This is a genomic window from Staphylococcus pasteuri, assembly GCF_003970495.1.
GTDB classification, from domain to species: Bacteria; Bacillota; Bacilli; order Staphylococcales; family Staphylococcaceae; genus Staphylococcus; species Staphylococcus pasteuri.
This window is the reverse complement of sequence record NZ_RXWW01000091.1, coordinates 86,899-101,909: the sequence shown is the minus strand read 5'-3', so window position 1 is coordinate 101,909 and position 15,011 is coordinate 86,899. Positions and strand designations below refer to the sequence as shown.

Below are 15,011 nucleotides of genomic sequence, written 5' to 3'. Positions count from 1 at the left end.
TTGGAGTAGTAGGTGCATTATTATTGCCCCCAGCAGCTGGAGTAGTTGGTACATTATTGTTGTCCCCAGTAGCTGGAGTAGTAGGTGCATTGTTGTTGTCTCCAGTATTTGGAGTAGTAGGTGCATTGTTGTTGTCCCCAGTATTTGGAGTAGTAGGTGCATTGTTGTTGTCCCCAGTAGCTGGAGTAGTAGGTGCATTGTTGTTGTCCCCAGTAGCTGGAGAAGTAGGTGCATTGTTGTTGTCCCCAGTAGCTGGAGTAGTAGGTGCATTGTTGTTGTCCCCAGTAGCTGGAGTAGTAGGTGCATTGTTGTTGTCTCCAGTAGCTGGAGTAGTAGGTGCATTGTTATTATTTCCAGTACTTGGAGCAGTAGCACCGTTGTTATTGTCTCCAGTAGCTGGAGTAGTTACTACATCATTGTTAGGTTGAGATGCTGTATTACTATCACTATTAGTATTAGTTTCGCCTAATGTTGGAATAGGTTTCGCAAATTCCAAATGCGTTGTATAAGTATGATCATACTTTAAGTTTGGAATAACGATATGTATTCTTGATGTGATATTTGTATATCCTGGTTCTACTGAAATATCTAACGTTTTTGTATCATTTGCTGTGTCATTATTAACAACATTAGTAGTTAATTCTTGATTGTTTTTATCGAAAAATTTATATTCTTTCCACCATGAAGCATTTGTTAATGTAGCTTGGAAATAATATTGATTATCTTTTTTAATTACTTTACCAGGATGCTTCATATATTCATCCATGTGTGACACTTCATTTGAACCATCTCTTTGAACTTGGAAATTCATTTCTTCAGATACAGTATTATTTTGTGATGAAGAAGGTGATACTGCTGTATTTTGATTATTATTTTGATTTGTTTCAGCAGCCTGCGCATGATTTTCTCCATTACTTGCATAAAGTAATACACTTAATAAAAGAGTTGTACTTCCAATTGTAAATCTTCTTAATGATGCATGATTATTCTCCTTATAAAACTTAGGATTTAGATAATGTTTGTTCATGATGTTTTCCTCCTAAAAATGATTGTGCTATGTCATTAAAAGTGATTAACCAATTTAATTGAAAATGGTTATCAATAATAGTACCACAAGTATATCGTTATAACAATAATATAATTTTATTATAAAATAAATATTTACTTTGATAATCGTTATCATTTATTATTTTTGTAAAGACGTAATATTCGTCTTAAATGGGAGGTATATATTTTGAAAAAATTACATAAAATTTTTAGTGTAGCCGTATTGTCTTTTATATTGTTTTTTGCGACAACTGTTAATAATGCTTTTGCTGAAGATAGCGGAACGTTCAATTATGAAATCTTAAAATATAATACTAACGATACATCTATTGCCAATGATTATTTTAATAAACCAGCTAAATATGTTAAAAAGAACGGTAAGTTATATGTTCAAATTACTGTTAACCACAGTCATTGGATTACAGGTATGAGTATCGAAGGCCATAAAGAAAAAATTATTAATAAAAATGCTGCGAAAGATGAACGTACTTCTGAATTTGAAGTAAGTAAAGTGAGCGGTAAAGTCCAAGGTAAAATTGATGTATATATTAATGAAAAAGTAAATGGCAAACCTTTCTTATATGATCACCATTACAATATTACTTATAAATTTAATGGACCATCTAATGTAGTTGGTAATGGTAGTAGCAGTGCAAGTACTACTGGTAATGATACTACAGGGGGTACTACAAACACTGGTACTGGTGGTGTAGAAAACCCACAAACTAGTGCTGGTATTCCAGGATATATTTATATCGTTCCTGCAGTTGCATTGATGTCATTCGTTTTCATTACATTTTATGCTAAAAAGGTTAACAAAGGTAATGTGAAATAATGAATGTATCATTACAAACTAGCTTTAAAACGTTAATCATTTATTGTTGTGTATCGACATTTATGATTTTAAATAATAAAGATGCATTATTATTGGCTGATGAGATGAATAGTCCATCAGCCAATTCTTATAATACACAGCAAGATAACCCTCAGAAATTAGATGAAGCTATTTTTAAAGAATTACCTAAAAAGACTAATAATATCTATCTAGATGTAAGAGATAAAGATGATAAAAAAGTAGAAGTATTTGATGAAAAAGGTCGACTTATTTTTAATAGTAAAAATCAAGTTTACCTAGAAATCAAATTATCTCCACATACTAAGATTGAAAATTATCAATTTTTGACATCCAATTCTCAGCCATTACCTTTTGTAACTAAAAGTAATGATGATACAACAACGATAAGAATATTATTAAAGCAAAATATACAAACCTTGGAAATGCGTTATAAACAAAATCTCCATGATAAGGAAGACAGTGTACTATTCATTCATTTAAAACAAAATAAAGATGATAAAGAAGACCAAAAAGATAAAAATCAGAATCAAATAATAGTTCAACAAAATAAGAATAATAATCAACAAACACGAACTACAGATAAAGATATATCTAAAAATAAAAAGACTGGTCAAAATAAACCAAAAGAATATAAGAATAGTACTCAAGAACAAAAAAACAAATCAACTACAACAAATATAAATGTGACTAAAAATAGTAACAGCAGTCATACTCAATCGTCTGGAAATTCAAATAATAATGATCAAAGTTTGAAAAATAATGTTGATTCACAATCAACTAAAATTCAAAGTACTAGGGACAATATTAAAAAGGAAAAAGATAAAACATTACCATCATTCAATAGAGATGATGATGTAAAGAAACATAAACCAAATAATAAAAAATATGAAAATAATCAAAAAGCAAAAAGTCATAAAAAAGAATATGCGATATTGGGCGTAGCTATAGTATTAGCAATGTTACTCCTAGTTGTATCTCATTTATTAATGAGAAAGCGAGGTAAAAAAGATTGAAACATGTAAAAACAATAATTTTAGGAATTATATGTGCTATTTTATTAGTCGCTTGTGAATCATCATCGAAATCAAAAAAAGAAGAAAAAGCTGAAAAATATAGAATTGTACCTACCACTGTTGCATTGACAATGACACTAGACAAACTGGATTTACCAATCGTTGGGAAACCAACATCTTATAAAACATTACCGACACGATATAAAGATGTTCCCGAAGTGGGACAACCGATGCAACCAAGTGTAGAAGCAGTTAAAAAATTAAATCCAACTCACGTATTAAGTGTGTCTACAATCAAAGATGAAATGAAACCTTTTTATAAACAGCTTAATATGAAAGGTTACTATTATGACTACGATAGTTTGCAAGGTATGGAAAATTCAATTACAGAATTAGGTAAACAGTTTAATAGAACTGAAAAAGCAAAAGAATTAAATGATCACTTAAATAAAGTGAAAAAGGAAATTGAAGACAAAGCTGCTAAACAACGTAAACACCCTAAAGTACTAATTCTTATGGGTGTGCCAGGAAGTTATTTAGTTGCGACAGATAAATCTTATATTGGCGACTTAGTGAAAATTGCTGGTGGAGAAAATGTAATTAAAGTAAAAGATAGACAGTATATTTCGTCAAATACTGAAAACTTACTCAATGTAGACCCTGATATCATTTTACGTTTACCACATGGCATGCCAGATGAAGTGAAAAAAATGTTTAAAAAAGAATTTAAACAAAATGATATTTGGAAGCATTTTAAAGCTGTTAAAAATAATAAAGTTTATGATTTAGAAGAGATTCCATTTGGAATTACAGCGAATGTTGATGCTGACGAAGCAATGAAACAGTTATATGACTTATTTTATAACAATAAAAAGTAATGGAATGATTGTATGATAAAGAACCATAAGAAGTTATTTTTAATAATATTTATACTATTAACTGTTTTAACAGCATATTTATCATTTGTTACTGGTACTTTAAAAATTACATTTAATGATTGGATAGATAAATTATCAACTGGTGAAAATAATGCGGTGGATGCGATATTAGATTTGAGATTACCAAGAATATTAATAGCAATGATAGTAGGGGCTATGTTGGCAGTATCAGGAGCACTTTTACAAGCGTCCCTACAAAATCCATTAGCTGAAGCAAATTTAATTGGCGTTTCGACTGGCGCTTTAATTATGAGAACGCTATGTATGATGTATATTCCTCAACTATATAATTATTTACCATTTTTAGTTTTTATCGGAGGATTGATTCCATTTATAATCATTATATTTTTACACACTAAATATCAGTTGAATGCGGTAAGTATGATTTTAGTAGGTGTAGCATTATTTGTTTTATTAAATGGTGTATATGACATCTTAAGTCAAAATCCATTACTGAAAATGTCTCAAGGTTTAACTATGAAAACATGGAAAGATGTATATATTATTGCGATTTCTGCAATGATAGGATTAAGTTTAAGTATTTTACTATCTCCTAAGTTGAATTTATTAAATTTAGACGATATGCAAGCTAAGAGTATTGGTTTTCAAATAGATACGTATAGATGGATAATTGGCTTATTAGCAGTATTTTTAGCAAGTGCAACAGTTGCGATAGTAGGTCAAATGGCCTTTTTAGGGATTATTGTACCTCATATTGTAAGAAAAATAGTAGTTGTTAATTATAAAGCAGTTATACCATTTTCAATAGTCATAGGAGCTTGGTTCTTACTTTTAGCTGATTTAGCAGGACGTACAATACATCCACCATTAGAAATACCTGCCAATGCTATTTTAATGATTGTAGGTGGACCTACATTGATTTATTTATTATGTAAGGGTAAACGTCAACGTATTTATAAATCTATGTAAAGCTTAACTAATGAAGAATAAAGGATTATCACATTATATGAAACACATAATAAGAATAATACAAATTATTTTAATCGTTGTTATTGTCGTTTTTACTTATCAAATAATTAAAATTTATGTTCAAGATAAAGATGAACAAGAAAGTTATGCCAAAATACAAAAGAAATTTAAAACACTATCAAATGAACATCAATCATCAGTAAGACCACAATTTGAATCCTTAGAAAAAATTAATAAAGACATCGTTGGTTGGATTCAATTAGAGGGAACATCGCTCAATTATCCTATTTTACAAGGTAAAACAAATCATGAATATTTAAATTTAGATTTTGAAAGAGAACAACGTCGTAAAGGAAGTATTTTTATGGATTATCGAAATTCATTGAATCCTTTAGATAAAAATACGGTGATATATGGTCATCATATTGGTGATCAAACTATGTTTGATGTACTTGATGATTATTTAAAACAATCATTTTATGACAAACACAAATCAATCCACTTTGATACTAAATATGGTAAATATCAATTACAAATTTTTAGTGCATTTAAAACAACAAGTAATGACAATTATATCCAAACGACTTTTGATAATGATGAACAGTTTAAAGCATTTTTACTCAAAACAAAGAAGCGTTCGTTGATAAAAACGAATGTAGATGTCAATGAAGGAGATAAAATTGTGACATTATCGACTTGTGAAGATGCATTTAGACAAACAGCAGGCAGAATAGCAGTTGTTGCCAAATTAACTAAAATTAACTAAAAGGATGAAGACAATCATGAGATTTATGGCTGAAAACAAATTAACGCTAAACAAAGGGACAGCAACAGAAATTGTTGAAAGATTTTATACTAGACATGGTATTGAGACATTAGACGGGTTTGAAGGTATGTTTGTTACTCGTACATTAGAAAAAGAGGATTATGATGAAGTTAAAATTTTAACTTTATGGAAAGATAAACAAGCTTTTACAGACTGGTTGAAATCAGATGTATTTAAAAAAGCACATCAAAATGTTCGCAGTCAATCTGATGATAAAAGTAGTTCGATTATTAAAAATAGCGTTCATACATATGATATTGGCTATCATTATTTGAAATAAACATTTGTTTAAAAAGCAATTAGCTTCCGATTAAATATCATTAAAATTTAGTCGGAAGCTTTTTTATTTTAATAATGTAAAGTTGTTTCTTAGTAGAACACCTTAGCTAAAGCTAATGCGTAAGTATCACTTAACTATTAAAATAGTAGTGATACTTTATTTTCAATTTATAACTTAATCATATACAATTAAGGATAATTAGAAATTATCATATTGGAGATTAATTATATGGAACAAATTACGTCGGCTCAAAATAGTAAAATTAAAAATGCGAATAAACTTAAGAAAAAGAAAGATAGAGATAAAACTGGCTTAGCACTTATCGAAGGTATACATTTAATAGATGAAGCATATCAAAGCGGGTTAGACATTGAACAATTATTTGTTGTTGATCCTAGTAGAACAGATGAACAATTAATTGAGTATGCTAGTGAAACATTTGAAATTAATTTAAAAGTTGCAGAAGCGTTGTCTGGAACTGTGACACCTCAAGGCTTTTTCGCAGTGATAAAAAAACCAGAATATGATATAGCAACTGCGAAGCAAGTATTATTAATTGATAGAATACAAGACCCAGGTAATTTAGGAACGTTAATCCGCACTGCAGATGCAGCAGGCATTGATCTAATAGTAATGGAAAAAGGCACTGCAGATCCATATCAAGATAAAGTATTACGTGCGAGTCAAGGTAGTGTATTTCATATTCCTGTTATGTCAGAATCATTGCAGACATTCATCGATACATTTGATGGGCCTATTTATGGTACAGCATTAGACGAAGCTGTGAGCTTTAAAGATATTGAAGCACAAGACACATTTGCACTTATTTTGGGTAACGAAGGTGAAGGTGTAAATGAAACACTATTAAATAGTACAACTCAAAATTTAACTATTCCTATTTATGGAAAAGCTGAAAGTTTAAATGTTGCAATTGCTGGTAGTATCTTACTTTACCAATTAAAAGGATAAAATATTTGTCTACATTTAGGTGACTTTAAAATTTATAAATGATATTTAAAACGGTTATTGCCGGTTGACCCTATATCAATCAATCGTCTATAATAAATAATGAATTCATAAATAATCAATGATATGGTCTACAAGAGAATTAATAGCCTATAAAAAGACGTAAACTAACATGTGAAATTGTTTAAGGGAGAATAACCGCGACTGAAAGTTATTCCAATTTTGATTAGTTTTTTTCATCTTTTTGGCTACTTAAAGAGATTTAAGTCGGAGTACGTCTTCGTTAACAACGTATACAAGTGTATGCATAAGCATAAATTTGGGTGGTACCACGGAAGGCTTTCGTCCCAGTTAGAGGGGTGAAAGTCTTTTTTGTTTAAAAAATAAATAAATAATTGATTGATTAATATATTGTTGATGGGATAAAAGGAGGAAAAACGTATGACTCAAAATGATCATATGGGTGAATTAAAGCAACAAGCATTGGTTGATATAAATGCTGCTAATGATGAAAGAGCTTTACAAGATGTGAAAGTTAAATATTTAGGTAAAAAGGGTTCGGTAAGTGCATTAATGAAAAATATGAAAGACTTACCAAATGAAGAAAAACCAGCTTATGGACAAAAAGTCAATGAGCTAAGACAAACAATTCAACAAGAACTAGACGAAAGACAAACGATTTTAGCTAATGAAAAGTTAAATCAACAATTAGCAGAAGAAACAATCGATGTTACTTTACCAAGTCGTCAAATTGAGATAGGTTCTAAACATCCATTAACACGTACTATTGAAGAAATTGAAGATTTATTCTTAGGATTAGGTTATGAAATTGTAGATGGATTTGAAGTAGAACAAGATCATTATAATTTTGAAGCTTTAAACTTACCTAAATCTCATCCAGCACGTGATATGCAAGATAGTTTCTATATTACTGAAGAAATTTTAATGAGAACGCATACGTCACCAGTGCAAGCAAGAACAATGGAACAACGAAATGGTCAAGGTCCAGTTAAAATTATATGCCCTGGTAAAGTTTATCGTCGTGATTCAGATGATGCGACACACAGCCACCAATTTACTCAAATTGAAGGATTAGTAGTGGATAAAAATATTAAAATGAGTGACTTAAAAGGGACATTAGAATTATTAGCGAAAGAATTATTTGGTGCTGATAGAGAAATTCGATTACGACCAAGTTATTTCCCATTTACAGAGCCATCTGTGGAAGTGGATGTGTCATGTTTCAAATGTAAAGGTCAAGGTTGTAATGTTTGTAAACATACTGGATGGATTGAAATTTTAGGGGCAGGTATGGTACACCCTAACGTTTTAAATATGGCTGGTTTCGATGCAAATGAATATTCTGGGTTTGCCTTTGGTATGGGACCAGACCGTATCGCTATGTTGAAATATGGTATTGAGGATATTCGTCATTTCTATACAAATGATGTACGTTTCTTAGACCAGTTTAAAGCTGTAGAAGATAGAGGTGAGATTTAATGTTAATTTCAAATGAATGGTTAAAAGATTATGTAGACGTGAATCAAAATGTTCAAGATTTAGCAGAAAAAATAACACGCACTGGTATTGAAGTTGACGATATTATTGATTTTACAAAAGACATTAAAAACTTAGTAGTAGGTTATGTCGTATCTAAAGCGTCTCATCCAGATGCAGATAAATTAAATATATGCCAAGTAGATATTGGTGAGGAAGAGCCTGTACAAATCGTTTGTGGTGCACCTAATGTTGATGAAGGACAATATGTCATTGTTGCTAAAGTAGGTGGACGTTTACCAGGTGGTATTAAAATTAAGCGTGCCAAGTTACGCGGGGAGCGTTCTGAAGGCATGATTTGTTCATTACAAGAAATAGGTATCTCAAGTAATGTTGTACCAAAAGCATTTGAAAATGGCATTTTCGTATTTTCTACAGAGGTAACACCCGGTACAGATGCATTAGATGCATTGTATTTAAATGACCAAATTATGGAATTTGATTTAACTCCAAACCGTGCAGACGCATTAAGTATGGTAGGTACTGCATATGAAGTAGCAGCGTTATATCAAACTCAAATGACTAAACCACAAACTGCTAGTAATGAGTTAAATGAATCCGCTACAGATGAATTATCTGTTACCGTTAAAAATGAAAATAAAGTACCTTATTATAGCGCGAGAATAGTTAAAAATGTCACTATTGGTCAATCACCAATATGGATGCAATCACGTTTAATGAAAGCGGGAATTAGACCAATTAATAATGTCGTTGATATTTCAAACTATGTTTTATTAGAATATGGACAACCTTTACACATGTTTGACCAAGATCAAATTGGTTCTAATCATATTGAAGTTCGTCAAGCACAAGAAAATGAAACAATGACGACATTAGACGATCAAGAAAGAACACTACTTGAGTCAGATATTGTCATCACTAATGGACAAACACCAATTGCATTAGGTGGCGTGATGGGCGGAGATTTTTCAGAAGTGAGTGATAGAACAACTAATGTTGTTATAGAAGGCGCTATTTTTGATTCTGCTTCTATTCGTCATACATCTAGACGCTTAAATTTACGTAGTGAAGCTTCTAGTCGATTTGAAAAGGGCATTGCGACAGAATTTGTCAATGAAGCTGTTGACCGTGCATGTTATTTATTAGAAATGTATGCTTCTGGTAGTGTCCTTAAAGATAGAGTTTCTGCAGGCGATTTAGGTGAATTCATTACACCAATTCACATTACAACTGACAAAATCAATGAAACAGTCGGATTTAATTTATCTGCAGATGAAATTACAAAGAATTTCGAACAATTAGGTTTTGAAACAGAAGTAAATCATAATGAACTTACGGTATTTGTACCATCTCGTCGTAAAGACATTTCTATTAAAGAAGACTTGATTGAAGAAGTCGCACGTATATACGGCTATGATGAGATTCCATCAACATTACCAGTGTTTGAAGAAGTAACTAGTGGTACTTTAACTGACCGTCAACGTAAAACACGAATAGTGAAAGAAACAATAGAAGGTGCAGGTTTGAACCAAGCTATCACATATTCACTTGTATCTAAAGAACATGCTAAAGATTTTGCATTACAAGATAGATCAACAATTGAACTACTTATGCCAATGAGTGAAGCACATTCAACATTGCGTCAAAGTTTACTACCACATTTAATTGAGGCAACAACGTATAATGTTGCACGTAAAAATAAAGATGTGAAATTATATGAAATTGGACGTGTATTCTTCGGCAATGGTGAAGGTGAATTACCTGAAGAAGTTGAATATTTAAGTGGTATTATGACAGGTGATTATGTTGTAAATCAATGGCAAGGTAAAAAAGAAGAAGTCGACTTTTATCTAACTAAAGGTGTTATTGAACGAGTTGCTGAAAAACTTAATTTAACATTGGATTATCGTGCAGCTAAAATTGAAGGTTTACATCCAGGTAGAACTGCAATTGTCTCTTTAAATGGCAAAGATATTGGTTTTATCGGTGAATTACATCCTTCTGTAGCGGCTGATAATGACTTAAAACGCACATATGTGTTTGAATTAAACTACGAAGAAATGATGAAAGTTTCTGTTGGTTATATCAATTATCAACCAATTCCAAAATATCCAGGTGTTTCACGTGATATTGCATTAGAGGTAAATCATGATGTACCAGCATCTGAACTTATCTCAACAATTCATGATAATGGTGCTGATATTCTTCAAGATACACAAGTATTTGATGTGTATGAAGGTGAACATTTAGAAGAAGGTAAAAAATCAGTTGCAATCAGATTAAATTATTTAGATACTGAAAATACTTTAACTGATGAGCGTGTATCAAAAGTACATGATCAAATTATCGAAGCATTGAAAGAAAAAGGCGCAACAATAAGATAATAAAGTAAGTAAAAGGCAAGTATCATTCCTTAAAGGTTGATACTTGCCATATTTATAGACAAATCTATCTTGGTGATAGGTTTGTCTTTTTAAAATTATCTAGATTTATAAAATTATATCATTGTTAGATTATTTGAGGAATAATGAGCAGTATTTATGCGCTGACTCCCGAGGTAACAGTACTAGTTGAGAACTTAGTAATTCCCACAGATTTATCTGTGTAGAATTACTGGCTGAAACTGTACCCTGGGAAAGCATGCGTATAAAAATTGTCAATTAAGTCATGGACTTTGCGGGCAATCTAATATAATTACTAATCAATATAAATACTACTTACTTGCATTAGTTTGCATTTATAAATATTTCTTTTTAACTAAAGCCTGAGCTTTGTCTCTGTTCTTGAAATGTTTTTTAGAAATACTGTCCAATTTATCAATACCGTATTTTTCAATTATTTTTGCTGCGAATAAGTCAACTTTATTACTTGCGCCTTTAGGAACTTCCATTTTTAATGATTTAGATATATGATTCATATGTTTTACAAAGGCATATCGAGAGATAATACTGGCAGCCGCTATTGCTAAAGATTTAGATTCGCCCTTTGTTTCGAACTTTGTTAATTTCGGATAAGGCAAATCGGATAAAGCATAACGTTGATATACGCCACGTTCTGCAAATTGGTCAATGACAATATAATTCAAATCATTAGTTTCAATTTTTTGGACAACATTTGCAATAGCTTGATTGTGTAATACAGCTTTCATTTTAACTTGTGACCATCCAGCACGTTGTCGATCATTATATTTAACATTATCAAGTGTAAGTAATGAATGGGGAATAAAGTTAACAAGTTGTTCTGCTATTTCTACTATTTTAGTGTCGGTTAATTTTTTAGAATCATCAACACCTAATTCTTTTAAAATTTTCACATGCTCTTTTGTAACATATGCGGCACATACTGTTAGTGGGCCAAAATAATCACCACTGCCAGCTTCATCGCTACCTATACAATTATATTGATTGTATTTAATATAAGATGCCTGTGTCTTAGAAGATTTGGAAGTATTTAAACTAGTAGTGTTACTTTGTTTTTCAGGTAGCAATTGTTGCGCTACGGTTTCGGCATTATTACCTTGGAACATGGCTTTTCCAGAATTATATATATTGATAACAGCACCATTATGTTTCGTGCGAGCTTTCATACCTTGTGGCAACTGTAAAGTATCAAATTTTATTTTAGACATTAAAGTATTGATTTCATTTGTTGTTAATTTATGGACTATATTAGCCATACTTTGTTAAACCTCTCTTTATTCATACTATTGTGGTACATTAATCAAATCATATCATAACATTATCTTTTATATCATAAGTGAAAATCAAAAGAGATTAGATACTTAAATTACATTTGAAGTCTTTGAGTATGGATTTTTCTAAAATGTATAATACTAAAAATTAAAAAGGTAATCATAATTTTCTAAAGAAAAAGATTGACTTTATTAAACCACATACTTACAAAATAATTATGACTCATGTATAATGTTTAATGATAAGTAAAAAGAATAAAACCAAAAATTAATATTATGTACAAATAATATAGAAACATGATTTTGGTTAAATTAAATAGAGATACGGAATAATTTAATTAAAAGTCAGGAGATATAATTATGGGTGATTTTAAGAATAGAATAAATGTAACAATTAATGACCAACACTTTACAATAATTGGCGATGATAGCCCAGAGCATATACGACATGTTGCTCATTTAGTAGATGAGACAATGAGAGAATTAGGGCAAAAATCAGCTGGACTAGATACAACAAGGAAAGCCATTTTAACAGCCGTCAATATCATGCATGAAAAAGTAAGCTTAGAGGAAGAAAACCGTCGATTACAACAAGAACTTAATCAATTAAAACAACGAGAAGATTAGATGTTATTAGACATTGTTATATTAATCATTTTACTGTATTTTGCAATTGTTGGATTTCGACGAGGATTGTGGCTTACAAGTTTACATTTTATTTCTTCAATAGTGTCGTTATGGATTGCAATGCAATTTTATCGAGACATCGCAAAACGTTTAATTGTGTTTTTACCTTTTCCAAAGACTGTTGCATATGATACCCAATATGCGATATCTTTTGGTCACTTACAATATCGTTTTGAATCTATAGTAGCTTTTATTTTAATTGCGCTATGCAGTAAGTTGATTTTATATCTAATCATCGTCACATTTGATAATATAGTTGCATATCAACCTTTAAATATCATTAGCCGTATCTTAGGTATTATATTAAGTTTAATAATGGGTATTATATTTATTCAAATCATGATGTATATTTTAGCTTTATATCCTAATGTAATGATACAAAATTCATTGGGTCATTCATTATTAGCTAAGCATATTCTATTGCACACACCTTATGTTTCACAATTAATTTTAAATTTATAAAAAATGATGTTGAGGTCAGGACAGACAATTTGAAATAGTAATATGTCCTGGTCTTATTTTTATGGAGAGATGTATATGACTAAAAAAGATGTTATTCAATTATTAGAAAAAATAGCTACTTATATGGAGTTAAAAGGAGAAAATACCTTTAAAGTGTCTGCGTATAGAAAAGCAGCTCAAAGTTTAGAAGTAGATGAACGACCACTAGATGAGATTGAAGATGTAACTGAATTAAAAGGTATTGGAAAAGGAGTCGGTGATGTCATTAATGAATATCGACAATCTGGACATTCAACTGCATTAGAAGATTTACAAAAAGAAGTTCCTGAGGGACTAGTTCCTTTATTAAAAATACAAGGGCTAGGTAGTAAAAAAATAGCTAAATTATATAAAGAACTAAATATTACCGATAAAGCGTCATTACAAGAAGCGTGTGAATCAGGTAAAGTAAGTGAATTAAGTGGTTTCGCTAAAAAGACGGAACAAAATATTCTAGAAGCAGTTAAAGCATTAGGTGCTAAAAAAGAAAGTTATCCAATTGATCAGATGAGAGGTCTTAATCACCAAATTATAGATTATATTAGTCAATTAGACGATATCGATCAATACTCTTCAGCGGGAAGTTTTAGAAGATATAAAGAACAAAGTAAAGATTTAGATTTTATTATTAGCACGAATGAACCAGAAAAAGTACAACAACAATTATTAAATATTCCTAATAAAGTTAAAGATGTAGCGATAGGTTCAACTAAAATATCAGTAGAACTAGAATACGATGATGAAACAATTGGCGTAGATTTTAGATTGATTGAACCTTCTGCTTTTTATCACACATTGCAACATTTCACTGGATCTAAAGATCATAATATTCGCATTAGACAATTAGCCAAAGCTCAAAATGAGAAAGTTAGTGAATATGGTATTGAAAAGGATAATGGGGAAGTATTGCAATTTAATAGCGAAGCGGAAATTTATGAACATTTTGGAGTTTCTTGGATTGAACCTTCAATGCGTGAAGATGGAAGTGAATTTGATAAAGATTTAAGCCAAATTATTCAATTAGATGATATTAAAGGTGATCTTCATATGCATACCACATATAGCGATGGTGCATTTTCAATAAGAGACATGATAGAAGCCAATATCGCTAAAGGATATGAATTTATGGTTATTACTGATCATTCACAAAGTTTAAGAGTGGCAAATGGTTTACAAGTGGAACGTTTGTTACGTCAAAATGAAGAAATTAAACAATTAAATGAAGAATATGATGAAATTGATATTTATTCAGGTATTGAAATGGACATATTACCCGATGGTTCATTAGACTATGATGATGAGATTCTTGCACAATTGGATTATGTCATTGCAGCGATACATCAAAGTTTTAATCAATCTGAAGAAGACATTATGAAACGCTTAGAAAATGCGTGTCGTAATCCATACGTAAGACATATTGCTCATCCAACTGGTAGAATTATTGGCCGTCGTCCTGGATACGAACCAAATATTGAAAAACTAGCTCAACTTGCTGAAGAAACAAATACAATTTTAGAAATTAATGCGAATCCAAAGCGTTTGGATTTAAATGCACAAACAGTACGCCAATATCCAAATGTTAAATTAACCATTAATACAGATGCGCATCATACTGATCATTTAGAATTTATGAAATATGGTGTTGCAACAGCGCAAAAAGGATTTGTTACGAAAGATAGAGTAATCAATACAATGTCTAGAGAGGCATTTAAATCGTTTATTAATAACAACATAAAAATGAAGAAATAGAGGGATTGC

Annotated in this window: 14 protein-coding genes; 12 read left to right on the top strand and 2 right to left on the bottom strand. The window is 30.8% G+C overall.

Annotated features, from left to right (window positions below):
* The coding region (locus CD121_RS12485; RefSeq protein WP_257214301.1) for an NEAT domain-containing protein at positions 1 to 1,027 on the bottom strand (1,027 nt) is incomplete at its 3' end.
* Positions 1,028 to 1,234: 207 nt separating this feature from the next.
* Between CD121_RS12485 and isdC the strand changes: the two genes are divergently transcribed.
* The 9 genes from isdC to pheT all read left to right on the top strand — a co-directional run bounded on the left by isdC (position 1,235) and on the right by pheT (position 10,758).
* A complete protein-coding gene (gene isdC / locus CD121_RS11775; RefSeq protein ID WP_017637561.1) occupies positions 1,235 to 1,882 on the top strand; it encodes a heme uptake protein IsdC in 648 nt (215 codons plus the stop codon).
* A complete protein-coding gene (locus CD121_RS11770) occupies positions 1,882 to 2,916 on the top strand; it encodes a hypothetical protein (RefSeq protein ID WP_126568378.1) in 1,035 nt (344 codons plus the stop codon). The genes isdC and CD121_RS11770 overlap by 1 nt, the downstream gene beginning before the upstream one ends.
* Positions 2,913 to 3,794, top strand: a complete 882-nt coding sequence (gene isdE, locus CD121_RS11765; protein WP_070452751.1) for a heme ABC transporter substrate-binding protein IsdE — start codon at positions 2,913 to 2,915, stop codon at positions 3,792 to 3,794. Before CD121_RS11770 ends, isdE begins: the two co-directional genes overlap by 4 nt.
* 12 nt (positions 3,795 to 3,806) lie before the next feature.
* A complete protein-coding gene (gene isdF, locus CD121_RS11760; protein ID WP_126568375.1) occupies positions 3,807 to 4,784 on the top strand; it encodes a hemin ABC transporter permease protein IsdF in 978 nt (325 codons plus the stop codon).
* 37 nt (positions 4,785 to 4,821) lie between these two features.
* Entirely contained in the window at positions 4,822 to 5,550 is a 729-nt protein-coding gene (gene srtB, locus CD121_RS11755; RefSeq protein WP_029055500.1) for a class B sortase, read from the top strand.
* Positions 5,551 to 5,566: 16 nt separating this feature from the next.
* Entirely contained in the window at positions 5,567 to 5,890 is a 324-nt protein-coding gene (locus CD121_RS11750; RefSeq protein WP_126568373.1) for an antibiotic biosynthesis monooxygenase, read from the top strand.
* A gap of 228 nt (positions 5,891 to 6,118) precedes the next feature.
* Positions 6,119 to 6,859 (top strand): TrmH family RNA methyltransferase, encoded by a 741-nt coding sequence (locus CD121_RS11745; RefSeq protein WP_126568370.1) that lies wholly within the window; start codon positions 6,119 to 6,121, stop codon positions 6,857 to 6,859.
* 438 nt (positions 6,860 to 7,297) lie between these two features.
* A complete protein-coding gene (gene pheS / locus CD121_RS11740; protein ID WP_029055498.1) occupies positions 7,298 to 8,356 on the top strand; it encodes a phenylalanine--tRNA ligase subunit alpha in 1,059 nt (352 codons plus the stop codon).
* Positions 8,356 to 10,758 (top strand): phenylalanine--tRNA ligase subunit beta, encoded by a 2,403-nt coding sequence (pheT, locus tag CD121_RS11735; RefSeq protein WP_126568368.1) that lies wholly within the window; start codon positions 8,356 to 8,358, stop codon positions 10,756 to 10,758. The genes pheS and pheT overlap by 1 nt, the downstream gene beginning before the upstream one ends.
* Before the next feature lie 353 nt (positions 10,759 to 11,111).
* Here pheT and rnhC read toward each other — a convergent pair whose 3' ends face one another.
* Positions 11,112 to 12,050 carry a ribonuclease HIII gene (gene rnhC / locus CD121_RS11730; protein ID WP_126568365.1) on the bottom strand — a complete coding sequence of 313 codons (939 nt, stop codon included), beginning with the start codon at positions 12,048 to 12,050 and terminating at the stop codon, positions 11,112 to 11,114.
* Positions 12,051 to 12,425: 375 nt separating this feature from the next.
* Here rnhC and zapA point away from each other — a divergent pair, with 375 nt between their 5' ends.
* The 3 genes from zapA (at position 12,426) to polX (ending at position 15,002) form a co-directional block, all read left to right on the top strand.
* Positions 12,426 to 12,692 carry a cell division protein ZapA gene (gene zapA, locus CD121_RS11725; protein WP_017637644.1) on the top strand — a complete coding sequence of 89 codons (267 nt, stop codon included), beginning with the start codon at positions 12,426 to 12,428 and terminating at the stop codon, positions 12,690 to 12,692.
* Positions 12,693 to 13,214: a CvpA family protein gene (locus CD121_RS11720; RefSeq protein ID WP_126568362.1), complete on the top strand. Its 522-nt coding sequence runs from the start codon at positions 12,693 to 12,695 to the stop codon at positions 13,212 to 13,214.
* 75 nt (positions 13,215 to 13,289) lie between these two features.
* Complete coding sequence (gene polX, locus CD121_RS11715) at positions 13,290 to 15,002, top strand: DNA polymerase/3'-5' exonuclease PolX (protein WP_046466580.1); 1,713 nt, start codon at positions 13,290 to 13,292, stop codon at positions 15,000 to 15,002.
* Positions 15,003 to 15,011: the final 9 nt, after the last annotated feature.